The sequence below is a fragment of the Microbacterium sp. NPDC097977 genome (assembly GCF_040302605.1).
Classification (GTDB): domain Bacteria; phylum Actinomycetota; class Actinomycetes; order Actinomycetales; family Microbacteriaceae; genus Microbacterium.
In genome coordinates this window covers 39,585-64,991 of record NZ_JBEOUR010000007.1, presented here as the reverse complement: position 1 = coordinate 64,991, position 25,407 = coordinate 39,585, and the positions used below count along the sequence as shown (strand labels likewise).

At 69.4% G+C, this 25,407-nt stretch carries 20 protein-coding genes and 1 riboswitch; of the genes, 5 read left to right on the top strand and 15 right to left on the bottom strand.

Annotated elements, in window-relative coordinates; translation table 11 throughout:
* Nucleotides 1-11 precede the first annotated feature (11 nt).
* Nucleotides 12-1,454 (bottom strand): helix-turn-helix domain-containing protein, encoded by a 1,443-nt coding sequence (locus tag ABTZ43_RS03340; RefSeq protein WP_350537811.1) that lies wholly within the window; start codon nt 1,452-1,454, stop codon nt 12-14.
* Nucleotides 1,455-1,562: 108 nt separating this feature from the next.
* On the opposite strand from ABTZ43_RS03340, the gene ABTZ43_RS03335 reads away from it, so the two are divergent.
* Complete coding sequence (locus ABTZ43_RS03335) at nt 1,563-3,425, top strand: phosphoenolpyruvate carboxykinase (GTP) (protein ID WP_314096228.1); 1,863 nt, start codon at nt 1,563-1,565, stop codon at nt 3,423-3,425.
* Between the two features lie 138 nt (nt 3,426-3,563).
* On the opposite strand, the gene ABTZ43_RS03330 is transcribed toward ABTZ43_RS03335, so the two are convergent.
* Entirely contained in the window at nt 3,564-5,465 is a 1,902-nt protein-coding gene (locus ABTZ43_RS03330) for an ABC transporter ATP-binding protein (protein WP_350537810.1), read from the bottom strand.
* A 100-nt stretch (nt 5,466-5,565) separates the two neighbouring features.
* Between ABTZ43_RS03330 and ABTZ43_RS03325 the strand changes: the two genes are divergently transcribed.
* On the top strand, nt 5,566-6,597 hold the full coding sequence (locus tag ABTZ43_RS03325) for a S66 family peptidase (RefSeq protein ID WP_350537809.1): 1,032 nt from the start codon (nt 5,566-5,568) through the stop codon (nt 6,595-6,597).
* 98 nt (nt 6,598-6,695) lie between these two features.
* On the opposite strand, the gene ABTZ43_RS03320 is transcribed toward ABTZ43_RS03325, so the two are convergent.
* Nucleotides 6,696-8,153 (bottom strand): MFS transporter, encoded by a 1,458-nt coding sequence (locus ABTZ43_RS03320; RefSeq protein ID WP_350537808.1) that lies wholly within the window; start codon nt 8,151-8,153, stop codon nt 6,696-6,698.
* A gap of 150 nt (nt 8,154-8,303) precedes the next feature.
* On the opposite strand from ABTZ43_RS03320, the gene ABTZ43_RS03315 reads away from it, so the two are divergent.
* Nucleotides 8,304-8,801 carry a metallophosphoesterase family protein gene (locus ABTZ43_RS03315; protein ID WP_350537826.1) on the top strand — a complete coding sequence of 166 codons (498 nt, stop codon included), beginning with the start codon at nt 8,304-8,306 and terminating at the stop codon, nt 8,799-8,801.
* A 7-nt stretch (nt 8,802-8,808) separates the two neighbouring features.
* On the opposite strand, the gene ABTZ43_RS03310 is transcribed toward ABTZ43_RS03315, so the two are convergent.
* From ABTZ43_RS03310 to ABTZ43_RS03290, 5 genes are all read right to left on the bottom strand, one after another.
* Complete coding sequence (locus ABTZ43_RS03310; protein WP_253385731.1) at nt 8,809-9,174, bottom strand: HNH endonuclease; 366 nt, start codon at nt 9,172-9,174, stop codon at nt 8,809-8,811.
* Nucleotides 9,175-9,219: 45 nt separating this feature from the next.
* Nucleotides 9,220-10,965, bottom strand: a complete 1,746-nt coding sequence (locus ABTZ43_RS03305; RefSeq protein WP_350537807.1) for a glycoside hydrolase family 35 protein — start codon at nt 10,963-10,965, stop codon at nt 9,220-9,222.
* Nucleotides 10,966-11,026: 61 nt separating this feature from the next.
* Nucleotides 11,027-12,382: an ABC transporter substrate-binding protein gene (locus ABTZ43_RS03300; protein ID WP_350537806.1), complete on the bottom strand. Its 1,356-nt coding sequence runs from the start codon at nt 12,380-12,382 to the stop codon at nt 11,027-11,029.
* 67 nt (nt 12,383-12,449) lie between these two features.
* Nucleotides 12,450-13,340: a carbohydrate ABC transporter permease gene (locus ABTZ43_RS03295; RefSeq protein WP_056415899.1), complete on the bottom strand. Its 891-nt coding sequence runs from the start codon at nt 13,338-13,340 to the stop codon at nt 12,450-12,452.
* 1 nt (nt 13,341) lies between these two features.
* Nucleotides 13,342-14,259, bottom strand: a complete 918-nt coding sequence (locus ABTZ43_RS03290) for a carbohydrate ABC transporter permease (protein WP_149423442.1) — start codon at nt 14,257-14,259, stop codon at nt 13,342-13,344.
* Nucleotides 14,260-14,419: 160 nt separating this feature from the next.
* Between ABTZ43_RS03290 and ABTZ43_RS03285 the strand changes: the two genes are divergently transcribed.
* Nucleotides 14,420-15,400: a LacI family DNA-binding transcriptional regulator gene (locus ABTZ43_RS03285; RefSeq protein WP_253386634.1), complete on the top strand. Its 981-nt coding sequence runs from the start codon at nt 14,420-14,422 to the stop codon at nt 15,398-15,400.
* 78 nt (nt 15,401-15,478) lie between these two features.
* On the opposite strand, the gene ribH is transcribed toward ABTZ43_RS03285, so the two are convergent.
* The 6 genes from ribH to ABTZ43_RS03255 all read right to left on the bottom strand — a co-directional run bounded on the left by ribH (nt 15,479) and on the right by ABTZ43_RS03255 (nt 20,733).
* The gene (gene ribH / locus ABTZ43_RS03280) at nt 15,479-15,952 is read right to left on the bottom strand and encodes a 6,7-dimethyl-8-ribityllumazine synthase (protein WP_350537805.1); all 474 of its coding nucleotides are present in this window, start codon (nt 15,950-15,952) and stop codon (nt 15,479-15,481) included.
* Nucleotides 15,949-17,217 carry a GTP cyclohydrolase II gene (ribA, locus tag ABTZ43_RS03275; RefSeq protein ID WP_253385734.1) on the bottom strand — a complete coding sequence of 423 codons (1,269 nt, stop codon included), beginning with the start codon at nt 17,215-17,217 and terminating at the stop codon, nt 15,949-15,951. Before ribA ends, ribH begins: the two co-directional genes overlap by 4 nt.
* On the bottom strand, nt 17,214-17,843 hold the full coding sequence (locus ABTZ43_RS03270) for a riboflavin synthase (RefSeq protein WP_056415913.1): 630 nt from the start codon (nt 17,841-17,843) through the stop codon (nt 17,214-17,216). The genes ribA and ABTZ43_RS03270 overlap by 4 nt, the downstream gene beginning before the upstream one ends.
* Nucleotides 17,843-18,985, bottom strand: a complete 1,143-nt coding sequence (ribD, locus tag ABTZ43_RS03265) for a bifunctional diaminohydroxyphosphoribosylaminopyrimidine deaminase/5-amino-6-(5-phosphoribosylamino)uracil reductase RibD (protein WP_350537804.1) — start codon at nt 18,983-18,985, stop codon at nt 17,843-17,845. The genes ABTZ43_RS03270 and ribD overlap by 1 nt, the downstream gene beginning before the upstream one ends.
* A gap of 71 nt (nt 18,986-19,056) precedes the next feature.
* Nucleotides 19,057-19,202: riboswitch (FMN riboswitch) on the bottom strand.
* 54 nt (nt 19,203-19,256) lie between these two features.
* On the bottom strand, nt 19,257-20,120 hold the full coding sequence (locus ABTZ43_RS03260; RefSeq protein ID WP_350537803.1) for an Fpg/Nei family DNA glycosylase: 864 nt from the start codon (nt 20,118-20,120) through the stop codon (nt 19,257-19,259).
* Nucleotides 20,121-20,169: 49 nt separating this feature from the next.
* A complete protein-coding gene (locus tag ABTZ43_RS03255) occupies nt 20,170-20,733 on the bottom strand; it encodes a GNAT family N-acetyltransferase (RefSeq protein ID WP_350537802.1) in 564 nt (187 codons plus the stop codon).
* Nucleotides 20,734-20,809: 76 nt separating this feature from the next.
* Here ABTZ43_RS03255 and mfd point away from each other — a divergent pair, with 76 nt between their 5' ends.
* On the top strand, nt 20,810-24,397 hold the full coding sequence (gene mfd, locus ABTZ43_RS03250) for a transcription-repair coupling factor (protein ID WP_350537801.1): 3,588 nt from the start codon (nt 20,810-20,812) through the stop codon (nt 24,395-24,397).
* Nucleotides 24,398-24,430: 33 nt separating this feature from the next.
* On the opposite strand, the gene ABTZ43_RS03245 is transcribed toward mfd, so the two are convergent.
* Nucleotides 24,431-25,312 (bottom strand): SDR family oxidoreductase, encoded by an 882-nt coding sequence (locus tag ABTZ43_RS03245; protein ID WP_350537800.1) that lies wholly within the window; start codon nt 25,310-25,312, stop codon nt 24,431-24,433.
* Nucleotides 25,313-25,407 lie beyond the last annotated feature (95 nt).

Here is a 25,407-nt window from a genome sequence, read left to right as displayed (position 1 = left end):
GCCGCTCCGGCTCACTCGTCGGCGTGACGGGAGAGGAAGTTGTAGACCTCGTTGTCGTCGACGCCGGGGAACGCGCCGCGGGGGAGCGGAGAGAACATGTGGGTGTGCACGCGCGCGCTCGGCCAGGCCTTGCCGTACCAGCGCTCGGTGAGGTCGGTGGAGGGGCGGCGGCAGCAGGCCTCGTCGGGGCAGGTCGACACCGCACGGTCGGCGGTCTCGCGTCCGCGCCACCAGCGTGCGTCGTCGAAGGGCACGCCGACCGTGATCGAGAACTCGCCGTCCGTCGACGCACCGGTCTGGGTCGAGCACCAGAAGGTTCCCGAGGGTGTGTCGGTGTACTGGTGGTGCTCGTTCGTGCGGTTCTGCTGGGTGAACGCCGCTCGCGCCTGGAACCGGCGGCACACGCGCTGGCCCTCCACGGATCCTGTGACATCCATCGGCAGGGGCAGACCGTCGTTCTCGTAGACGCGGGTGATGGCGCCCGTGGCGTCGACGCGCAGGAAGTGCAGTGACATGCCCAGGTGCTGGGTGAGCAGGTTCGTCATGCGCATCCCCGCGGCCTCGTGGGTCACACCGAACGCGTCGCGGAAGTCCTCGACCGCGAGGTTGCGGTCCTTCTTGGCCTGCTGCAGGAAGGCCACGGACGCGGTCTCGGGCATCAGGCAGGACGCGGCGAAGTAGTTGATCTCGAGCCGCTGCTGCAGGAAGTCGGCGTAGTCGGTGGGCGGGGTGTGGCCGAGCAGGCGGTGCGCCATGGCCTGCAGCGCCATCGACCGCAGGCCGTGACCGCCGGGGATCGACGCCGGAGGCAGGTAGATGCGGCCGTTCTCGACATCGGTCACCGACCTCGTCGAATGGGGCAGATCGTTGACGTAGATGAGCTCGAAGCCGAGCTTCTCGGCCATGATGCTCACGGTGCGGTGCGTCAGCGCACCCTGCACGTGACCCGCCGAGCGCAGCTGCTTCTCGGCGAGCTTCTCGATGTCGCCGAGATAGTTGTGCTGTTCGCGCATGCGCAGTCGCAGCTCGGTGTTCGCGCGTCGCGCCTCCTCCGGGGTCGCGATGGCCTCGCGCTCCCGGCGCTGCAGTTCGCGGTGCAGACCGAGCATCGACTCGATCGTCTCGTCGCTCATCCCCTTCGTCACCCGCACGGGGGCGATCCCGAGCTGACGGAACACCGGGCTCTCCTGGGCGCGCTCGAGTTCGATCTCCAGCGCGGCGCGCCGGTTGGGCGGCTCCGCGGAGATGAGGTCGGTGACCTCGGTGCCGGTCGCCTGCGCGATCGCCTGCAGCAGGGAGAGCTTGGGCTCGCGCTTGCCGTTCTCGATGAGGCTGAGCTGGGATCCGGCCACGCCCACGAGAGCGCCGAGCTCGTCGAGCGTGAAGCCCTTCTCGAGACGCCGATGACGGATGCGGTGCCCGAGGGTCGCGAGATGAATGCCCGATGTCGCCATTCCTTGATCATATCTAAAGAATGCATTTTCTTATACGCGCAATTAGCCGAAAGTCCGTCGTGATCGCGAAGAAGATGGATGCAACGCCCCCGACATCAAGGAGCAGTCATGGCGATCGCCGAAGTCTTCACCCCCCGAGCAGCATCCGTCGCACCCGTGCGCGCCTTCGGGACGGCACCGACGTATGACACCCCCGCGATGGCGGAGCTCCGCGAGTGGGTCGACGAGATCGCCGCCCTCACGCAGCCGGACTCGATCCACTGGGTCGACGGCTCGCGCGCGGAGAACGACTGGCTGCTGCGCGGCATGGTCGCCGAGGGCAAGCTCATCAAGCTCAACCCCGAGTGGCGTCCCGGCTCGTACCTCGCCCGCTCGCACCCCAGCGACGTCGCCCGCACCGAGGGCCGCACCTTCATCTCCTCGGAGCGTGAAGAGGACGCCGGGCCCACGAACAACTGGGCGCCGCCCGCGCAGATGCGCGAGAAGATGACCGAGATCTTCGAGGGGTCGATGCGCGGACGCACGATGTTCGTCGTGCCGTTCTCGATGGGGCCGGTCGGAGGGCCTCTGTCGCACATCGGCGTCCAGGTCACCGACAGCGCCTACGCCGTCACCTCCATCGGGATCATGACACGCGTCGGCGACGCCGTCACGCGACAGATCGCCGACGGCGCCCCGTGGGTCAAGACCGTGCACTCCGTCGGCGCGCCGCTGGCCCCGGGCGCTGCCGATGTCGAGTGGCCCTGCAACGACGACAAGTACATCGTGCACTTCCCCGAGACGCTCGAGGTGTACTCGTTCGGCTCCGGATACGGGGGCAACGCGATCCTCGCCAAGAAGTGCTTCGCGCTGCGCATCGCGTCGGTGATCGCCCGTGACGAGGGCTGGCTCGCCGAGCACATGCTGCTGATCCGGGTGATCGATCCTGCAGGCAAGGCCTACCACGTCGCCGCCGCTTTCCCGTCGGCGTGCGGCAAGACGAACCTCGCCATGCTGCGTCCGACGATCCCCGGTTGGCGCGTCGAGACGCTGGGCGACGACATCGCCTGGATCCGCCCGGGCGAGGACGGCCGCCTCTGGGCGATCAACCCCGAGGCCGGATTCTTCGGCGTTGCACCGGGCACCGGCGAATCGACCAACGTCACCGCGGTCGAGACCCTGTGGGGCAACACGATCTTCACGAACGTGGCGCTGCGCCCCGACGGCGACGTGTGGTGGGAGGGGCTCACGGATCAGGCCCCTGCGCATCTGACCGACTGGGAGGGAAACGACTGGACCCCGGATTCGGACCGTCCGGCCGCGCACCCCAACTCGCGCTTCACGGTCTCGGCCGCGCAGTGCCCGCAGATCTCGGAGGACTGGGAGGAGGCCGTGCCGCTCGACGTCATCCTGTTCGGCGGACGCCGCGCGACCAACGTGCCCCTCGTCGTCGAGGCGACGGACTGGACGCACGGCGTGTTCCTCGGCTCGAACATCTCCTCCGAGCGCACGGCCGCGGCCGAGGGCACGGTCGGCGAGCTCCGCCGCGATCCGTTCGCCATGCTCCCCTTCTGCGGCTACAACATGGCCGACTACTTCGGCCACTGGCTCTCGGTCGGTCGCGGCCTGAGGTTCGACCGCGCACCGCGCATCTTCCAGGTCAACTGGTTCCGCCGCGGTGACGACGGACGCTTCCTGTGGCCCGGATTCGGCGACAACTCGCGCGTCGTCGACTGGATCATCCGCCGCATCGCGGGAGACGTCTCCACGGTCGACAGCCCGATCGGCCGTCTGCCGATCGTGTCGGATCTCAACCTCGACGGCATCGATGTGCCGCAGGCCGACCTCGACGAGCTGTTCGCCGTCGACGCCGAGGCCTGGAAGCACGAGGCCGACCTCACTGAGGAGTTCTACGACACCTTCGGCGAGAAGGTGCCGGCGGCACTCCGCGCCGAGCTGGCGTCACTGCGCTACCGCCTCGACAAGGCGTGACAGACCGGGCGCCGGTTCGGGGGAGCCGGCGTCCCACCCTTCCCCCGACCCGCGAGGGCGGGACGTCGGAGACGAACCCATGGCTGAGTGGTCTCCGGCATCCCGCCCTCGCGTACTTCTCTGTGCGGGGTCTCGCGATCAGGCGAGCAGCTGGTGCCGGGCCAGGTCGCGGTAGAGCGGCGTCGACTCCACGAGCTCGACGTGCGTGCCCTGGCCGACGACGACGCCGTCCTGCAGCACGACGATCAGGTCGCTGTCGACCACCGTCGACAGCCGGTGCGCGATCACGATGAGCGTGCGGTCGGTGGAGACCGCGTCGATCGCTTCGCGCATGCGCTGCTCGTTCACGCCGTCGAGCGATGACGTGGATTCGTCGAGCAGGAGGATCGGTGCGTCCGTGAGCAGGGCACGGGCGATCGCGAGGCGTTGACGCTCTCCGCCCGAGAGCATGACGCCGTCCTCCCCGACCGGGGCCGAGAGGCCGAGCGGGCTGCGTTCGAGCACGTCCCCGAGGTTCACCGCGCGCAGCACCTGTTCGCACGCCGCATCGGAGGCATCGGGCGACGCGAGGCGCAGGTTGTCGGCGAGGGTCCCGGCGAGCGTGGGAGCATCCTGCTCCACATACCCGAACTGCGCCCGCAGCTCATCGCGCGGGTACGTGCGCACATCGTGCCCGTACAGGCGGATCGAGCCGCCCGTAGGGTCGTAGAAACGCTCGATGAGCGACAGGATCGTGCTCTTGCCGGCGCCGCTGGGACCGACGAGTGCCACGCGGGCACCGCGTGGCACGGCGAACGAGACGCCGCGCAGCACATCGTGCCCCGGGCCCGAGGCCTCCGCGTCGGTCGTCTCGAGCGTGTCGGTCCGCTCGAGATGCGCGTCGGCGAGCAGCGTCTTGGCCTCCTTCGCCGCAGCCTGGCGGGCGGCGACGACGTTCTCGGGATAGCGGAAGCGCACATCCCGGAACTCGATGGCGGGAGCCGCGGGGTCCGCCGCGTCGCGGGTGACCGACGATGCGGTCTCGGCATCATGCTGTGTCTCGGTCGGCAGATTCAGCACCTCCTGGATGCGGCCGAGCGCGCCCAGCGCCTGGTTCACCGAGGTGATGGCGCCGAAGGTCGTCGCGAGCGGCATCACGAGCATGAACAGGAACAGGATGAAGGTGATCAGCGACGCGATCGTGATCGTGCCGGCCGCGACCCGGAATCCGCCGACGCCCAGCACGACGAGCATCGACACCTGCAGTGCCACGCCCGCGATCGGCACGACGAGGGAGGAGATCTTCGCGATCCGCACGCCGATCCCGTACGCCTCCGACGCGAGCGTCGACACCGACGCGGTCTCGCGCTCGGTGGCCCCCGAGGCTCGGACGGTGCGGATGGATCCCACGGCCCGCTCCACACCGGAGGCGAGCTCTCCGACCTTCTCCTGCTGGGCCGTCGACGCCGTGCGGATGCGGCCGCTGAGTGCCACCACGACGACCACCGAGACGCCGATGACGACCACGATGAGCAGCAGCAGCACCGGGTCGATCACGAGCATGGCGATCAGCGCGCCGAGGAACAGGATCGCGCTGCCGACGGCATCCGCCAATCCCTGGGTGAGCACGGCGTAGAGCAGCGTCGTGTCGGTGCCCACCCGTGAGACCAGGTCGCCGGTGCGGCGAGCATCGAACTCGCTGATCGGCAGGTGCAGGATGCGGGAGATCAGCTTGCGCCGGCTGGAGTAGACGACCGCCGTGCCGGTGCGCTGCAGGAGGTAGTGCTGGTACCCCGAGATGATCGACGACACGACCACGAGACCGATGAGCACCCACACGATGATGCCGAGGCCCTCATCGGACTGCACGGCCTCGATGACCTGACCCACCAGCAGCGGCTGGGCGAGGGAGGTGGCCGCGCCGAACACGCTGAGCACGGCGACGACGATGAGCGTGCGCCTGTGCTCGAAGAGGAAGGGGAGGAGCTGGCGGAAAGTGGCGCGCGGGCCGTCCTGGTGCGCGCCGCGTCCGCGTCGGCGTGGTGTCGCCGTGCTGGACATGCGGGACCTCGATCTGCTGGGGGAGTAGTTCGACCGTACTTCGTGCCGCGGCCGATTCTGTGGATGGGCTGTGCGCGTCTCGTGATGCGAGACTGGGGCGATGCTGGCTGCACCGAGACCCGTCCCCGGCGACCATGTCGCCATCCTCTCACCGGCCTTCGCCGCTCCGGCCGTCGCACCGCAGATCCACGAGCAGGCGATGCGCCGGCTGCAGGATCTCACCGGTCTGATCCCCGTCGAGTATCCGACCACGCGTGAGCTCGATGCGACCCCCGAGGCGCGCGCCGCCGACGTGAACGCGGCTTTCGCGGACCCGCGCATCCGCGCCATCCTCGCCACCATCGGCGGCGACGATCAGATCCTCGTCGTGCCCCACCTCGACGCTGCGCTCGCGCAGGCCGATCCCAAGCCCTTCCTCGGCTACAGCGACAACACGAACATCCTCAACTGGCTCTGGGGGTTGGGCATCCGCGGGTACTACGGCGGCTCCACCGCCGTGCACCTCGGCCCCGGACCCGCGGTCGACGACGTGCATCTGCGGTCGCTGCGCGGAGCGTTGCTCGACGGCGGCGACATCGCGATCACCGAACCCGGGGAATCGGAGGATGTCGGCCGGCGCTGGACGGACCCGCGCGCACTCACCGAGTACGGCGATCGCATCCCGACGCCGGAGTGGACCTGGGCGGGCCCCGCCGCGCGAGTGGAGGGGCGCACCTGGGGCGGATGCCTCGAGGTGATCGATCAGCTGGCGCTCGCCGACCGGCTGCCCACCCCGTACGAGCTGCGCGGCGGCATCCTGCTGCTGGAGACGAGCGAGGAGCGCCCGGCGGCGAGCTGGGTCGCGCGCTGGCTGCGCGGACTCGGCGAGCGGGGGATCCTCGGCGCCGTCGCCGGAGTGGTGGTGGCGCGACCGCCGGTGAGCGACTTCGACTTCCGGCCGTCGGCGGAGGAGGCAGGCTCCCTGCGTGCGGCGCAGCGTGACGTCGTGATCGAGACGGTGGCGCGATACAACCCGGATGCCGTGGTCTGCGTGGGTGTGCCCTTCGGCCACACGCGTCCGCAGTGGATCGTGCCGTACGGCGGTTCGATGGTGCTCGACGGCGCCGCCAGGACGCTCACGGCCTCGTACTGAGAGCGAGGATCCTGGCGTGGGGCGGAGCGGACGGCGTGCGGGAACCGGAAAGGGCGGCACCACCGAGGAGGTGCCGCCCTTTCTCCTGACGGGCCGTGTCAGCGCCCGGCGGCGGTGACGCCGAGGTCCTCGTCGTAGTCGTTGTCCTTGGTCTCCTTCGAGAGGAAGAGCGCGATGAAGGTGAGCACGCCCATCGCCGACAGGTAGAGGCCGACGAGCCAGGGCGCGCCGTCACCGAGCTCCCACAGCCACAGCGCGACGATGGGAGCGAGCGCGGCGCCGAGGATCGACGACACGTTGTACGAGATCGCGGAGCCGGTGTAGCGCACGTTCGTCGGGAAGAGCTCGGGAAGCAGCGCGCCCATCGGACCGAACGTCGCTCCCATCAACATGAAGCCGAACACGAGGAACGCCTGGGCGAGCGCTCCCGTGAACTTGGGGTCGACCGCGGGCAGCAGGAAGGCGTTGAAGGTGAGACCGAACACGATGATGAGTCCGGTGACCCACATCAGCAGCCTGCGGCGCCCGATCTTGTCGGCGATGGGACCGGAGAGCAGCGTGAAGACACCGAAGAACACCACGCCGATGATCTGCATGAGCACGAAGTCGGTGTAGCCGAATCCGAGGCCCGGGTAGAACTGAGACGCGAAGGCGGCGGCGTCGAAGTCCTTGCCGGTCGCCTCGGCGGCGGCCTGTGCTGCGGCCGACGCGGTCTCGAGCGAGGCGGGCTTGGTGCCGTAGGCGAGGGTGAAGTTCGTCATCAGGTAGAACAGCACGTAGGTCGCCAGCATGATGAACGTGCCGAGGATGAGCTGCCGCCAGTGGTGACGGAAGACGGTGGCGAGTGGCAGCTTGCGGATCGCGCCCTTCTTCTCGGCCTTCGTGAAGGTCTCGGACTCGACGAGCTTCAGCCGCACCCACAGTCCGATGATGACCATCACGGCGGAGAACAGGAACGGGATGCGCCAGCCCCACGACAGGAACGCCTCGGACTTGAGGGCGGGGTTCTCGGAGTGCGGCAGCAGCCAGTTGATCGTGAGGAAGAGCAGGTTCGCGATGATGAAGCCGAGCGGTGCTCCCAGCTGGGGGAACGTCCCGTACCAGGCGCGCTTGCCCTTGGGGGCGTTCTCGGTGGCGACCAGCGCGGCGCCCGACCACTCGCCGCCGAGGGCGAAGCCCTGCGCGAGGCGCAGGAGCAGCAGCAGCAGTGCCGCCCACCAGCCGATCTGCTGGAATGTGGGCAGCAGGCCGATGACGAACGTCGCGATGCCCATCGTGAGCAGGGAGGCGACGAGCGTCGCCTTGCGGCCGAACTTGTCGCCGAAGTGTCCGAAGATCACGGCACCGATCGGGCGGGCGATCATCGCGGCGCCGAAGACGGCGAACGACGAGAGCAGCGAGGTCGTGTCGTTTCCGGTGGGGAAGAAGAGCACCGGGAAGACGAGCACCGCCGCCGTCGCATACGCGTAGAAGTCGTAGAACTCGATCGTGGTGCCGACGAGGCTCGCCGTGATGACGCGCGAACGCGGATTCGCCGGCGCTGTGGTCGTGCTCATGCTGCTCCTTAGATCCGAGTGCCCTGGTATACCAGGGCACCGAGAGATCCTACGCCTTTCTGAACGTTTGCTGGGTGCGTATGACATCCCGTCGCAGCGCGTGCGTAGAGTCGAATGCGGATGCCGACGCCCACGGGAGGCGAGAAGATCGTGACGACGAGACTGCTGCTGATCGCCGACACCCATGTGCCCGCCCGCGCCAAGAGACTGCCCGCCGCGGTGCTGTCGGCGGTCGAGGAGGCCGACATCGTCGTGCACGCGGGCGACTGGATCGACGTCGCGACTCTGGATCTGCTCGAATCACGAGCACGGCGGCTCGTGGGCGTCCACGGCAACAACGACGGCCCGGCGCTGCGCGAGCGGCTGCCCGAGATCGCCCGGCTGACGGTCGAGGGCGTCGAGATGGCCGTGGTGCACGAGACCGGGCAGAAGCAGCGGCGAGAGGAGCGGATGGACGCCGCCTTTCCCGGCACGGATCTGCTCGTGTTCGGCCACTCGCACATCCCGTGGGACACGGTGGCCCCGTCGGGCATGCGTCTGCTGAACCCGGGGTCGCCGACGGATCGCCGCCGCCAGCCCGTCTGCACGATGATGACGGTCGCGATCGACGCCCGACGGATCGACGCCACGCTGGTGCCGATCGCCTGAGCGCCGCTCACTCCGCCTGGCGCAGGTCCACCAGGATCTCGCTGTAGCGGGTGAGGAACGCCCGCTCGTCGAGTTTCTTGCGCCGCATCCACGACGTGACCTCGTCGTTGTGCTTGCTCGCGTTGCACGACCCGCACGCCGGCACCACGTTCTCGACCGTGTAGCGGCCGCCCCGCGATATCGGCATCACGCAGTCGCGTTGCAGCGCGGGACCTTCTGCTCCGCAGTACGCGCATCGGCCCCACGCGTCGAGCAGGACGAACCACTGCTCGTCCGTGAGATCGTTGTCGACGCGGGCAAGACGCCGCTGCCGTCGCTTGGCATAGCGCGCACGCGCGGCGGGTGTAGGCGTGGAGAACCTTCGACGAGGCACATCATCACGGTACTGCGTGCGCTGCTCATGCCTCGCTGTTGCTCGCTATTCCTCTGTGTCGCCGAGAGCGAGTGCCGAGACGAAGTCCGCGGTCGGAGCGAGCAGGTGCTCGAGTTCGAGGACGACGAGCCTGTTCGCTCCGGCGACGGTCGCGGGCGCCGGCACGAAGAGCGTGCGCTGCGGACCGTTGCGCCAGTAGCGGCCGAGGAAGAACCCGTTGACGAACGCGTACCCCTTGCTCCACGACGCGGTGTCGAGGAAGAGGTCTGCGGGGGCATCGAGGTCGACGTCCGCGACCCACGCGGACGGTCCGGCGAACGGCGCGCCCGACGGCTCTCCGCCGCGGGCGGCGATCTCCGCGGCGATCTCCGCGACATCGAGCGGTGTCGAGCGCCATCCGGTCAGGGGCGCGCCGTCGATGGTGGGGATGCCGATGAGGCCCTTCTGCTCGCCGAGCCGGTGGTCGTAGTTCACGCGACCCTGCTCTTCGACGAGGATGCTGAGCGTGCGGCCCGCGGGGACCTGCAGCGCGCGGTCGTGGCGGGCGCGCGAGAGCGTCCCGACGGTCTGGCCGTCGACGCTCACCCAGGCGAGGTCGCGCACCTCGTCGGTGACGAGAAGCCCTCCGCGGCCTCCCGGCAGTTCGACGTCGTAGCGGACGAGAGCGCTCAGGTGCTCGAGCTCGTCGAAGGTCGCCGGTGAATCGGTGCTCACGGACGCGTCGATCGCAGCATCCGTCCACGCGCCCGCAGGCGTGAGCGGCACGGAGAACGCCGGCGAGGTCGTCACGGCGGGCGGTCGCTCGTCGGGGACGGGGGCGTATCTGGCGATCACGTCGCGGAAGGCGAAGAACTTCGCCGTCGGATTCCCGGCCTCGTCGAGAGGGGCGTCGTAGTCGTACGAGGTGACGATCGGCAGGTAGCGGCCCTTGTGGTTGGCGCCGTTGGTGAGGCCGAAGTTCGTGCCGCCGTGGAACATGTAGATGTTCACCGACGCGCCGGCGGCGAGGAGTTCGTCGAGGTCGGAGGCTGCAGCCTCCACATCGGTGGTGTGGTGCACGCCGCCCCACCAGTCGAACCAGCCGTCCCAGAACTCGGAGCACATCAGGGGACCGGTGGGCTGGTGCGTGCGCAGGGTGGCGAGGCGCTCGGCGCTGCGTGAACCGAACGAGCCGGTCTTGTGCAGCTCGGGCAGGCTGCCGTCGGCGAGCATCTGATCGGTGGGCTGGTCGACCGTGGTGAGCGGGACGGTGATGCCCGCCTCGCGGGTCAGCGCGACGAGCGCCTGGAGGTAGTCCTTGTCGGAGCCGTAGGCGCCGTATTCGTTCTCGATCTGCACGAGCACGACGGAGCCGCCTCGGTCGATCTGCCGGGGAGCGACGATCTCGTAGACGCGGCGCAGGTAGTCGCTCACATCGGCCAGGTAGGAGGGCTCGGAGGAGCGGAGCTCGCGCTCGCCGGCGGTGAGCCAGTTCGGAAGCCCGCCGTTGTGCCATTCGGCGCAGATGTAGGGGCCGGGTCGGACGATCGCATCCATGCCCTCGGCCTGGATGAGGTCGAGGAATCGACCGAGGTCGTTCCACCCCGTGGCATCCCACTCGCCCCGCCGCGGCTCATGCGCGTTCCAGGCGACGTAGGTCTCGATCGTGTTCAGCCCCATCAGGCGTGCCTTGCGGATGCGGTCCTGCCACTGGTCGGGGTGCACCCGGAAGTAGTGGATGGCGCCCGAGATCACCCGGTGGGGGAGGCCGGCGCGGAGGAAATCGGTCTCGCCGATGGAGAAGGAGGTCACGATGAGGCGCTTTCGATGGGTGGGCCGGACGGGAGGATTCCCGTCCGGCCCAGACGTGCGATTACTTGTTGACGGCGAAGCCCTGCGAGTTGCCGTACTCGACCAGCGCGTCCTGCCAGGTCGTGAGGCCCTCGTTCAGGTCCGTGCCGTTCTGGTACGACTGGCCGACGGTGTCTCCGAAGATGCTGTTGCCGTAGACCTGGTAGGGCAGGTAGCTCCAGCCCTCGACGACGTCATCGGCCGCGGCCGCGAGGACCTCGTTGATCTTCTGAGCGCCGAAGTACTCCGGGGCGTCCGCGAGGAACTCCTCGCTCGAGAGCTCGGCCGTGGTGGAGGGGAAGCCGCCGGACTCGAGGAAGGTCGAGATGCTGTCCTCCGAGTTGTTCAGCCACCACAGGAAGCCCGCAGCGAGCTCGGGGTTCTTGCTCTGCGAGGTCACGGCCTGACCGCCGCCGCCGTTCTCGGCGGACGCCGGGGTGCCGTCGTAGGTCGGCATCGGCGCGACGCGCCAGTCGCCGGCTCCGTCGGGGGCGCCGGTGATGAGGTTGCCGGGCATCCAGGCGCCGATCACGAGGGTCGCGAGGCTGCCGTCGCCGAGAGCGCGGAACCACTCATCGCTCCAGCTGCTGTACGGGGCGAGCAGGTCCTCCTCGACGAGGCGGTTCCAGTTCTCGGTCCACTTCTTCGATCCGTCGTCCTGCAGATCGATCGTCACGTCAGTGCCGGAGGTGGCGAACGGCTCGCCGCCCGCCTGCCAGATCATCGAGGTGGCGAAGCCCGCGTCGCCGGTGTCGTTGGTGATGTACGCGTCGGGGTTCGCCGCGTGGATCGTCTTGGCCGCCTCGTAGTACTCGTCCCACGTGGTGGGCACGGCGACGCCGGCGGCATCGAACACGGCCTTGTTGTAGAACAGCGCCATGGGGCCCGAGTCCTGCGGCAGGCCGTAGATCGCGTCGCCCTCGGTGACGGAGTTCCATGTCGAGGCGGTGTAGTCGTCCTCGAAGTCGGCGAAGCCGTACTGCGAGAGGTCGACGAACGCGTCGCTGAGAGTGAACTGCGGGAAGGCGTAGTACTCGATCTGCACGACGTCGGGGGCGCCGGAGCCGGCCTTGATCGCGTTCTGGAGCTTGGTGTACTCGTCCTTGTTGGTGCCCGCGTTGACCACGTTGACCTTCACGTTCGGGTACTCCTTCTCGAAGGCCTCGACCTGGGCCTCCGCAGACGGCGTCCACGACCAGTACGTGATCTCGCCGCCCTTCTCGAGAGCGGCCTCGACGGAGTCGAACGAGCCGTCGCCGGCCGCGCCGCCGCCGCCGGAGTCGCCGGCGCTGCATCCCGCCAGTGCGAGCGCCGCGACGGTGCCGGCCGCGAGCACCGTGAGGGTGCGTCGGGCGGCGGGGGAGGGAAGGTGCTTCATTGCTGTGTCCTTTCGGGGGTGCGGTCCTTCATCGGACCGACGTCTTCGGTGCAGAGGATGCCGGGAGCTACTGCTTGACGCTGCCGGCGGTGAGACCTGACTGCCAGAAACGCTGCAGCAGCAGGAAGGCGATGACGATCGGGACGATCGTGAGCAGCGAGCCCATGATCACGAGGTTGTAGATCGGCTGGGAACCTGCGCCGATGGCCTGCGCGCTCCACTGGTTGAGCCCCACGGTGAGGGGATACCAGGCGGGGTCGGAGAGCATGATCAGGGGCAGGAAGTAGTTGTTCCAGGTCGCGACCACGGTGAACAGGGTCACGGTCACGATGCCGGGAGCGAGGAGCCGCATCGAGATGGTGAAGAACGTGCGGAACTCGCCGGCGCCGTCGATACGGGCGGCCTCGAGCAGTTCGGTCGGCACCGATTCCGAGGCGAAGACCCAGATCAGGTACAGCCCGAAGGGACTGATGAGAGACGGGATGATGACCGCCCAGGGCGTGTTCGTGAGGCCCAGCTCGCTGAAGAGCAGGAACGTCGGCACGGCGAGGGCGGTGCCGGGCACCGCGACGGCACCGAGGACGACGGCGAAGACGGCGCGCCGGCCGGGGAAGCGGTACTTCGCGAGTCCGTAGCCCGCCATGGTCGCGAGCAGGGTCGCCCCGCCCGCACCCACCACGACGTAGAGGAGGGTGTTGCCCAGCCAGCGGAGGAAGATCCCGTCCTGGTACGAGAACGTGGCGACGAGGTTGTCGAAGAAGGCGAAGTCGTCGGAGAACCACAGGCCGAACGAGCTGAACAGTCCGGACTGCGTCTTGGTCGAGCTGAACAGCAGCCACACGAGCGGCACGAGCGTGTACAGCGCGTAGGCGACCATGACGATCAGCAGCGTCTTGGACTTGCGCGGGGTGAGCAGGTCGTGGCGCTTCTGCGAAGGGCGGGCGAGGGGGAGTGCCATGTCAGCGCACCTCAGACTTCGAGCCGCGCAGCTGCACGACGTAGGCGATCACCGCGGTGATGACGCCCATGATGATGGCGATCGTCGCGGCGTAATTGAACTGCTGTCCCGCGAACGAGAGGTTGTACGCGTACATGTTGGGGGTGAAGTACGTCGTGATCACGTTCGGGGCGAGCGGACGCAGGATGTTGGGCTCGTTGAAGAGCTGGAAGCTGCCGATGACCGAGAAGATCGTCGCGATCACGAGGGCACCGCGGACGTTCGGGATCTTGATCGAGAAGATCGTGCGCCACGCTCCGGCGCCGTCGAGCGACGCGGCCTCGTACATGTCGGTCGGGATCGTCTTGAGCGACGAATAGAAGATCAGCATGTTGTAGCCGACGAACTGCCAGGTGACGATGTTGCCGATCGAGACCAGGATCCACTCCCTGGCGAACGGGGTGATGAGGTCGCTGCCGAGGAAGTCGTTGACGTTCGAGGTCAGACCGAACTGGTCGCCGTAGATGTATCCCCACATCAGCACCGCGACGACGGCGGGAACCGCGTAGGGCAGGAAGATCAGGATGCGGAAGAACGCCGCTCCCCGAAGCCGGGCGCTGTCGAGGGCGAGAGCCGCGGCCAGGGCCAGGACCAGCATGATCGGCACCTGCACCACGAGGAACAGCACGACGCGGCCGAAGGCCTCCCAGAACTGAGGGTCGGTGAGTGCGCGCACGTAGTTGTCGACCCCGACGAAGGCGGTTCCGCCGATGAGCTTCTCCTGGAAGAAGCTCAGGTAGAGCGCGTACGCGAGCGGGGTGAGGAACACCAGGGCGAAGACGACCATGAAGGGGCCGACGAAGGCCCATCCCTTCCAGTCGCGCTTGTCGCGCCGGCGGGTGCCGTGAGCCGCCAGGGCGACGGAGTCGTGTGTCGTCATCGACGAGAACCTTCTTACGGATCGGGCGCCCACTGCGCCGTGTGTCAACGTCAACATATTCGACGCGCTGCTAGTGTGTCAACGTCAACACATGAATGGATGATCGATCGTGACTTCGGAACAGCCGGCAGAGCCGCCGCAGCGGCGGAGAGATCCGTCGATGGAGGACGTCGCGCGCGAAGCCGGAGTCTCCGGGCAGACCGTCTCACGTGTCGTGAACGCGCGCGGGTATGTGGGCGCGGCGACGAGGGAGCGCGTCGAAGACGCCATGCAGCGCCTGGGCTACCGGCCCAACAGCGCAGCGCGCGCGCTGAGGTCGGGGCGGTTCCGGGCCCTCGGTGTCATCATGTTCTCGTTCAGCTCCTACGGCAATCAGCGCACTCTCGACGCGATCGCCGTGCGCGCATCCCAGCGGGGCTACGCGCTGACCCTCATCCCCGTCGAGTCGACGGCGAGGGACACCGTCGCCGGAGCGTTCCGCCGGCTGGAGGAGCACGCTGTCGACGGCATCATCATCGTGATCGAGGCCCACCAGCTCGATGAGGCGGAGGTCGAGATCCCCGACGGGATGCCCGTGGTGCTGGTCGACTCGAACCGCGGAGATGCGCACCCCTTCGTCGACACCGATCAGGCCCAGGGGGCGCGCCTCGCCACCGAGCATCTGCTCGAGCTCGGGCACGCGACCGTCTGGCATGTGGCGGGGCCCGCGAAGTCCTACTCCGCCGAACGTCGCCGGGAGTCCTGGGCGCAGACGCTCGAGTCACGCGGCGTCGTGGCACCCGAACCGCTGCAGGGCGACTGGTCGGCGGAGTCGGGATATCAGGCGGGGCTCCGTCTGCGCGACGATGACGGGGTCACCGCCGTGTTCGCGGCGAACGACCAGATGGCGATCGGCGTCGTCCGGGCGTTCCGCGAGGCCGGACGAGACATCCCCGGCGACGTCAGCGTGGTCGGATTCGACGGTCTGCCCGATGCCGCCCAGCTCTGGCCGCCGCTGACCACCGTGCAGCAGCACCCCGAGAAGGTCGGCGCGCTGGCCGTCGACGCGCTGCTCGCCGAGCTCGACGGGGAAGCGCGCGCGCAGACCCCGCTCGTGGGCACCGAGCTCATCGTGCGCGAGAGCACCGCGCCGCCGCGCTGACCGCAGCCGCCGACGCCTCGTCGTCTGAGAGGGCGCCCCAGCGCCAGATCGTGGCGATCGCGACGTTCGCGGCGGAGGTCAGCCGCGCAGGTCGCGCACCACGAGAGCCGTGCGCAGCGCCGCATCCGCCGCCTCTGCGCCCTTGTCCTCCTTCGAGCCCTCGAGCCCGGCGCGGTCGAGGCCCTGCTTCTCGTCGTCGAGGGTGAGGACGCCGAAACCGACCGGCTTACCCGTGTCGAGCGACACCCGGGTGAGCCCGTCGGTGGTCGCGGCCGACACGTACTCGAAGTGCGGGGTGCCGCCGCGGATGATCACTCCGAGGGCGACGACGGCATCCGCCCCACCCGCGAACGCGGCCTGGGCGGCGACGGCCAGCTCGAACGACCCGGGCACGCGGACGAGCCGGTATGCCGCATCCGCCTCGTCCAGGACGCGCTGCGCCCCGGCGATCAGCCCGTCGGTGATCACGTCGTGCCATGTGCCCGCGACGATGACGACCTTGAGTCCGCGTCCGTCGATCTTCTCGGTCCTGGGTGCTCCTGCGCCGCTCATTGCTCGTCCTTCCGTCCGTCGGCGAGAGCCTCTGCGAGCTCCGCCTCACCGATGATGTGACCCATCCGGTCACGCTTGGTCTCCAGATACTGGTGGTTGTTCGGGCCGACGCCCACGATCAGCGGCACCTGCTCGACGACATCGAGACCGAGGCTGCGCAGCTGGTTCACCTTGTCGGTGTTGTTGGTCAGCAGGCGCACCCTCGAGACGCCGAGATCGGTGAGGATGCCGGCCGCCGCCGCGTAGTCGCGCGCATCGGCGGGGAGGCCGAGCGCGAGGTTCGCATCGACGGTGTCGAGGCCCTCCTCCTGCAGGCTGTACGCGCGCAGCTTGTTGATCAGGCCGATCCCGCGGCCCTCGTGACCGCGCATGTAGATGACGATCCCGCCGTCCTTCTCGATCGCGTCCAGTGCGGCGTCGAGCTGCGGACCGCACTCGCATTTCAGCGAGCCGAAGGCCTCACCCGTCAGGCACTCCGAGTGCACGCGAACGAGGGCTGTCTCGCCCGGCTCCCCGGAGACGACGGCGATGTGGTCGGTGCCGGTCACCCTGTCCTTGTAGGCGAGGAAGCGGAAGGTGCCGTGCGTGGTGGGGACCGTGGCATCCGCACGCAGGCTGACGCGACGGCTCGCGCGCTCGGCGGACCAGCCGGTGGGGTCGCTCTCGGTGAGGTGCGCGATCAGCTGCTCGATCGTGATGACGGGCACGCCGTCGCGTTCGCCGAGCTCCAGCAGCCCGGGCAGACGCATCATGCTGCCGTCCTCGGCGACGACCTCGGCGATCGCGCCGACCGGCCGCAGCCCCGCGAGCTTCATCAGGTCGACCGCGGCCTCGGTGTGTCCGCTGCGTTCGCGCACGCCGCCGTCGACGGCGCGCAGCGGCAGCACATGCCCAGGTCGGATGATGCTCGTCGCGGTCGAGGCCGGGTTCGCGAGCACGTTGAGGGTGTGCGCGCGATCGTGGGCGCTGATTCCCGTGGTCACACCCTCTGCGGCGTCGACGCTGACGGTGTACGCGGTCGACCTGGCGTCTTCGGAGGCGGCGACCATGGGCGGGAGGTTCAGGCTGTCGGCGAGATCCGTCGGCATCGGGGCGCAGATGAACCCCGACGACCAGCGCACCGTCCAGGCGACCCACTCGGGTGTCGCGAGCTCGGCGGAGAGGATGACGTCGCCCTCGTTCTCGCGATTCTCATCGTCCGCGACGAGTACCGGGCGCCCGGCACGAAGGGCTTCGAGGGCCTCGGGGATGGTGGAAAGGCTCATCGTGAGCCTCCTTCCGGTGCTGCCCGGAACGCCAGCAGGCGCTCGACGTGACGGGCGAGGATGTCGGTCTCGAGGTTCACGCGGTCGCCGACCGCGCGGACTCCGAGGGTGGTGGCGGCGAGGGTCTCGGGGATCAGCGAGACCTCGAGCCAGTGCTCTGCCGCGTCGGCGGCGCTCACGGCGCTCACGGTGAGCGAGGTGCCGTCGATCGAGATCGATCCCTTGTCGACGACGAGCGGGGCGAGGTCGTCGGGCAGTCCGATGCGCAGAACGCTCCACTGCTCGCCGGGCCGGACCTCGAGGACGAGGCCGACTCCGTCGACGTGTCCCTGCACGATGTGCCCGCCCAGGCGAGCTCCCACCGGCATGGCCTTCTCGATGTTGACCCGCGTGCCCACGCTCGCTCCACCGAGGGCCGCGACGTCGAGTGTCTGCTTCATGACGTCGGCGTCGAAGGTGTCGGGCGTCGAACCCACGACGGTCAGGCAGACGCCCGAGACCGCGATGGACTCGCCATGAACGGCGTCGGACGCGGCGCGCGGTGCGCGCACCGTCAGGCGCCATCCGTCGCCGGCGGGCGCGATCGCCGTGATCTCGCCGATCTCCTCGATGATTCCCGTGAACATCAGGCGGCTCCTTCTTCGGTGCGCGGATCGGTGTGCGGTTCGGTCTGTGGTTCGGTGCCGAGCGTGGATGCTGTGCCGAGCGTGGATGCTGTGCCGAGCGTGGATGCTGTGTCGAGCGTGGATGCTGTGTCGAGCTCGGGATGCGCGACGGCCAGCAGGTCGACGCCCAGCGGCACCCACTCGTCGATCGTCAGCCGGTGCGCGCCGCCGATCGACGTGACGCCGATGTCGGTGAGGGCGAGCCGATCACCGCCCAGCAGTACCGGGGCGAGGTAGACGAGCACGCGGTCTGCGAGGCCCGCGGCCACGAAGGCGCTGGCCACGGTGGGGCCACCCTCGACGAACACGCTCTGGATCCCGCGCTCGTGGAGGTCAGCGAGGACAGCGGACAGATCGTGCGTGTCGTGGAAGATCGGCGGGTGCGGATGGCGGCGGATCGCGGCGTCGTCGGGTGTGGGGCGCGCGCCGATCACGACGGGGACGGGCTGGTGCGCGTACAGCGTCTCGCCGTCGCGTGCCGTGAGCGAGGGGTCGTCGGCGCGCACGGTGCCCGTGCCGACGACGATCGCGTCGGCGAGAGAGCGGCGGCGGTGCACGTCGGCGCGGGCGACAGGACCGGTGATCCACTGGCTGGTGCCGTCGGATGCCGCGGCCCGACCGTCGAGCGACTGCGCCCACTTCACGGTGACGTGCGGGCGCCCGAGATGCTGGGCCGTGAGCCATCCGTCGATGATCGCGTGCGCGGTCTCGGCCTGCTCGCCGGAGTCGACGCTCACTCCCGCCGCCCGCAGCCGCTCGGCTCCGCCGCCGGAGACCTCGCCGGGATCGTCGAGGGCGTAGACGACACGGGCGACGCCCGCCTCGATGAGGGCGAGCGCGCACGGCCCGGTGCGGCCCGTGTGGTTGCAGGGTTCGAGAGTGACCACCGCGGTCGCGCCTCGGGCAGCACCCGGTGCGAGCTTCGAGAGCGCGTCGACCTCGGCGTGCGGGGTGCCCGCACCGTGATGCCAGCCCTCGGAGAGCACGCTGCCGTCGGGGGAGAGGATGACCGCGCCCACCTGCGGGTTCACACCGCGGGGGCCGAGCGCCGCGAGCTCGAGCGCTCGGGTCATCGCCCGGCGTTCCGTCTCGTTCACTGCCATCCGTCGTCCTCTCTGAGGCTCCGGGGATTCCCTCGAGGGGAGAGGCAGACAGAACGTGCGCGCAGCGGCGCACCGTGCTGCCTCCCTTCCGGACTAGCGAGGCTGGGCCTCGCACCACCGTCGGTCCCGGAATTCCACCGGATCGGCATCTCGGAGAACCGAGACGCTCGCGGACTGTCACCGCCGGTTCGGATTCTCACCGACCCCGGAGCACGTTGTTGCTCTGAGTGTACTCAACGCGTCCTGGTGCATTTCATTCCGCGTCGGCGTGCTACTTGAGCAGTCGAGACAGCCGACGATCCGCGAGCGGCTTGCCGCCGGTCTGACAGGTCGGGCAGTACTCGAGCGAACGGTCGGCGAAGAAGACGCTGCGCACCGTGTCGCCGCAGACGGGGCAGGCCTCGCCTCGTCGCGCGTGCACCTGCATCCCGCGCCGCTTGGCGTCTTTGAGGTCGGCCGGCGGCTTGCCCGACGCCTCGGCGATCGCCTCGGTGAGGGTGGACTGCATGGCGGTGAAGAGCCGATCGACCTCCTCGTCGCCCAGCGTGGCGGCGATCGCATACGGCGACATCCGAGCGGCGTGCAGGATCTCGTCGGAGTACGCGTTGCCGATCCCCGCGATCACGCTCTGGTCGCGCAGCAGACCTTTGATCTGGGTCCGACGACCGTCGAGCAGCCCGCCGAACGCCTCCCGGGTGAAGCCGGTCTCCAGAGGATCCGGTCCGAGGCGGGCGATGCCGGGAACCTGCTCGGGGTCGCGCACGACGTATACAGCGAGGGACTTCTTGGTCCCCGCCTCCGTGAGATCGAAACCGCTCTCGGCGTCGAGCGCCACGCGCACCGCGATCGGCGACTTGCCCGGCTTGATCGGCGTCGTGGGCAGCGTCTCATACCAGCGAAGCCACCCGGCCTTCGCGAGATGGAACACGAGATGCAGGTCGGTGCCGCACGAGAGCACGATGAACTTGCCCCGTCGAGAGACACCGGTGATCTTCGCGCCGTGCAGCGCGGTGTTCGGCGGGTCGTAGGTCTTGAGGGCGGCGATCGCGCCCACGCTCGTGCGGATGATGGTGCGCCCCACCGCTCGCTCCTCGAGGAACGAGGTCAGGCCCTGGACTTCCGGCATCTCAGGCATGCGCCCATCCTGCCACCCACCGCCGACACCCGGCCAGGGCAGGCGGATGCTAGAGGATCGGCCACTCCACCGGGGTGCGGTCGTCGGTCGCGAGGAGGCCGCCGAACCAGCCGTCGTCCCGGCCGCGATCACTGGTGAGAGCGCTCCTCCCCAGGCCCTCGTAGCGGAAGCCGAGGGCTCGCGCCGAGCGGGCCGAAGCGATGTTGCCGGCGACGGCGCGCCACCCGATCCTGGCGAGGCCGAGATCCTCGAATCCCCAGTCGATGACGGCGCGGGCGGCCTCGACCAGGTAGCCGTGGCCCCGCGCCGGGGCTGCGACCCAGTAGCCGAGCTCGGCGTCCCCGCCGGTGTGGTGCTCGTGGATGTGGTGCAGCCCGATCGAGGCGACCAACTCGCCGTCGCGGTACGCGCACCAGATGGTCTGACTGCCGTCCGCCCACCATTCCCCGATCAGGCGGACATATCCTTCGCCGTGCTCCCGCGTGTACGGGCTCGGCACGGTCGTCCAGCGCGGGATCTCGGGGTCCTGGCACGCTGCCGTGATCGCCGCGACATCGGACGCGTCCGGCGTGCGCAGGACGAGACGCTCCGTGGTGAGGATGACCGGTTCCATCCGTGCATCCTATGAGGGGAGAGGCGACTGCCCGAGCTGCGGACCCCGTGTCGGTGGCCGCGGCTAGGCTTGTCCGGTGACTGTGCCGGGGATTCTGCGCGCCTTGGAAGAGGCCTCTCTTTTTCGTGACGCCCTGACGTGGGCCCAGACCGATGCCGACCTCGGCCTGGTCGACGGGCTCGACGCGCCGACGCTCGCGGGGCTGCTCGACAGGCGGCGTGCCGCGGGGCATCCGGCCGCGCTGCTGACCGTCGTGCCGACGGGGCGACGGGCCGAGAGCCTCGCCGCGGCGCTCGCCGCGTACATCCCCGATGCCGAGGTCGTCACCTTCCCGGCGTGGGAGACGCTGCCGCACGAGCGACTCAGCCCCAGCCCCGACACCGTGGGCCAGCGCCTGCAGACCCTGCGTCGCATCGCCGACTGGTCGGGGGACCACCCGCTGATCGTCGTGGCGTCGGTGCGCGCGGCGCTGCAGCCGATCGCCGGGAACCTCGGCGAGATCCCCCCGCTCGACCTCAGGGCGGGCGGACGCGGCCATGAGCTCGAGCGTGTCGTCGAGCAGCTGGTCGAGCGCGCCTACTCCCGCGTCGACATGGTCTCGCGACGTGGCGAGTTCGCCGTGCGCGGCGGCATCCTCGACGTCTTCCCCGCGATCTCCGAGCACCCGTTCCGCATCGAGTTCTTCGGTGACGAGATCGATCAGATCCGAGCGTTCTCCGTCGCCGACCAGCGCTCCCTCCCCGGGGCGATCGAGGCCGTCGACCTCCCGCCGAGCCGCGAGCTGCTGCTGACCCCCGACGTGCGCGATCGCGCCCGCGCGCTGATCGCCGGGTTCCCCGCGATCGCCGGCATGCTCGAGAAGATGTCCGAGGGCATCCCCGTCGAGGGGATGGAGTCGCTGCTGCCCGCCGTCTCGGGGCCGCTCAAGTCGCTCGCCGAATATCTGCCCGAGGGCAGCGCGACGGCCGTCGTCGACCCCGAGCGCTCCAGCGCCAGGGCGATAACGCTCGGTGAGACCAACCGCGAGTTCCTCGACGCGGCGTGGAGCGCGGCCACCTCCGGCGCCTCGGCGCCCATCGACCTCGGCGCCGGGGACTTCCTCACCATCGCGCGGCTGCGCGAGGTCGTCCGCGACCGCGGTGGCGTGTGGTGGCGGCTGAGCCCGTTCGCGATGGGCGGCGAAGACGCCGAGACGATCGACGCGACGGTGATCCCCTCGTTCCACGGCAACGTCGACGGCGCGATCTCGTTCGTCGACTCCAAGGTCGCGGAGGGCTGGCGCGTCGTCGTCATCGCGACAGGGACGGGTCTGGTCGATCGTGCGCGGGACGTGCTGTCCGACCGCGGCGTCGCGGCCCGCGTCGTGGCGGAGCTGATCGCGGCCCCCGATGGCGGCGTCGCGACCCTCGTCTGCGGATCTGTCGAGGCCGGCTTCCAGATCGCCGAGGCGAAGCTCGCCGTCCTCACCGACAACGAGTTCTACGGACGCACGATCGGCGGCGACCAGCGCGTCGTCAAGAAGCTCGCGTCGCGGCGCAAGAACGTCGTCGACCCGCTGCAGCTCACGCAGGGCGACTACGTCGTCCACAACACGCACGGCATCGGCCGTTTCGTCGAGATGACCCAGCGCGAGGTCTCCACCGGGGGCCGCAACGCGACCAAGTCGGTGCGCGACTACCTCGTGCTGGAGTACGCCCCCTCGAAGCGCGGCTACCCGGGCGACAAGCTCTTCGTGCCGACCGATCAGCTCGATTCGCTCTCGAAGTACGTGGGCGGCGAGGGGCCGACACTGTCCAAGATGGGCGGCAGCGACTGGTCGCAGGCCAAGGGCAAGGCCCGCAAGGCGGTGCGCGACATCGCCGTCGAGCTGGTCAAGCTCTACTCGGCCCGCATGAGTGCGAAGGGGTACGCGTTCGGCCCGGACACCCCCTGGCAGCGCGAGCTCGAAGAGGCGTTCCCGTTCGCCGAGACCCCGGATCAGCTGCAGACGATCGATGAGATCAAGGCCGATATGGAGCGCCCGATCCCGATGGACCGCCTGCTCTCCGGCGACGTCGGCTTCGGCAAGACCGAGGTCGCGGTACGAGCGGCGTTCAAGGCGATCCAGGACGGCAAGCAGGTCGCGATGCTCGTGCCGACGACGCTCCTGGTGAAGCAGCACCTCGAGACGTTCACCGAGCGCTTCGCAGGGTTCCCGGTGAAGGTGCGTCCGCTGTCGCGGTTCCAGACCGACAAGGAGGCGCGGCTGACCCTCGACGGCCTGCTCGACGGCACGGTCGACATGGTGATCGGCACGCACCGCATCCTCACCGACCAGGTCATGTTCAAGGACCTCGGGCTGATGATCATCGACGAGGAGCAGCGCTTCGGCGTCGAGCACAAGGACACGCTAAAGAAGATGAAGACGAACGTCGACATCCTCGCCATGAGCGCGACCCCCATCCCGCGCACGCTCGAGATGGCGGTGACCGGCATCCGCGAGATGTCGACGCTCGCGACGCCACCGGAGGACCGGCATCCGATCCTCTCGTTCGTCGGGCCCCGCAGCGACAAGCAGATCACCGCGGCGATCCGTCGCGAAATCCTCCGCGAGGGGCAGGTGTTCTTCGTGCACAACCGCGTGCAGTCGATCCAGCGCGTCGCCGCGCAGCTCGCCGAGCTCGTGCCGGAGGCGCGCATCGCGGTCGCTCACGGTCAGATGGGCGAGCACGCGCTCGAGCAGGTCGTCGACGACTACTACGAGCGCAAGTTCGACGTGCTGGTCTCGACGACGATCATCGAGACCGGTCTCGACATCTCGAACGCGAACACCATCATCATCGACCGCGCCGACAAGTACGGCCTGAGCCAGCTGCACCAGCTGCGCGGACGCGTCGGTCGCGGTCGTGAGCGGGCATACGCCTACTTCCTGTACGACGAGATGAAGCCGCTCAGCGAGACCGCCGCGGATCGTCTGCAGACCATCGCGGTGAACAACGATCTCGGTTCCGGCATGCAGGTGGCGCTCAAGGACCTCGAGCTGCGCGGAGCGGGAAATCTGCTCGGCGGCGAGCAGGCCGGTCACATCGCCGGGGTCGGCTTCGACCTCTACCTGCGCATGATCGGCGAGGCCGTCGCGACGTTCCGCGGCGAGGACGTCGAGTCGGGTCAGGAGCTGCGGCTCGAGCTCCCCCTGGATGCGCGCATCCCCGAGTACTACATCGACAGCGAGCGGCTGCGCCTCGAGGCGTATCAGAAGCTGTCGGCGGCGTCGGCGGCCACCGCGAAGGACGACGCCATCGACCTCGTGATCGACGAGCTCACCGACCGCTACGGCACCCCGCCCGCCGAGGTCGAGGGACTCATCGCGGTCGCCCGACTGCGCCGGCGAGCCGCGCGCGCGGGACTCGCCGACGTCGTGGTGATGGGATCGAACCTGCGCATCGCCCCGGCCCGGCTCGAGGATTCGATCCAGATGCGTCTGCGGCGCCTGTACCCCAAGGCCAAGCTGGTCTCGGGCGGCGAAGCGCTGGTCGTGCCGATGCCCACCGTGCCCGCCGCGGTCGGCGTCGGACTCGAGCCGCTACAGGATGCCGAGCTCCTCGACTGGGTCGGGCAGCTGTTCACGGCGATCTTCCCCGAGCCCGCCCCCGAGCCTGCTCCGGAGCCCCTCCGGGTCTCGTGAGGGCCGGCCGGGGCCCTCGTGAGGGCCGAGGCGTCAGAGCGAGAAGCCGCCGTCCGACGTGAGCACCTGTCCGACGATCCACGAGCCGGCATCGGTGCAGAGCCACCCGATCAGCTGCGCGGGGTCGTCGGGGCGCCCGACCCGGCCGAACGGGGTGCCCGCGATCCAGTCGGCGACCCCGGTCAGGTCGCGGTCGGTGGTGTCCTCGTCGAGGTACCCGGTGTTCACCGGACCGGGGTTGACGGTGTTCAGGACGATCCCGACGTCGAGCAGCTCGGCGGCCGTCGACCGGGTGATCCCCGCGAGGGCGGCCTTGCTGGTCGCATAGGCGATCTCTCCGCGCATCGCGCCGTGTCCCTGGCCCGAGGTCATCCAGATCACGTGCCCGGTGGGGTTCGCGAACGGGCCGAGTGCGTCGATCCGGTCGCCGGGGCGGGCATCGGCCGTCGCCGGGCGGCCCAGCTCGGTCCGCTTCCGCCGCGCGAAACCCGCCGTCAGCAGCAGGCTGGCGCGGGCGTTGGCCTGCCAGTGCGCATCGAGGTGCTCGGCCGTCATGTCGAAGATCGAGCCGTCGCCGCCGCTGCGCGCCTGATTGCAGACGACGATGTCGAGCCGACCGGTCAGACCGCAGGCCGCGTCCAGGAGCGACTCGACGGCGTCGGCGTCGCGCAGGTCGGCATGCAGGTCGCCCATCACCGCACCGGGTGCGAGGGACTCCCGGATGCCGTCGCGCACCGCATCCAGATCGTCGCCGCCCCAGGGGTGATCGAGGTCGTGCAGGCGGTAGTGGTGCAGGAAGACGCTGGCGCCGAGGGCTGTGAGAGTGCGAGCGGTCGCGAATCCGATGCCGCGACGGCGCGAGACGCCGGTGACGAGCGCCGTGCGTCCGGCGAGGGGAAGAGGGTGTGCGTGCATGGGCGTGCCTTTCGATCGTGGTGCCGGGGCGCGCGTGGATGCGGCCCGACGGCAGGGGGAGGATCGAGTCACCGGCATTGCATGGGCGTCAGCGT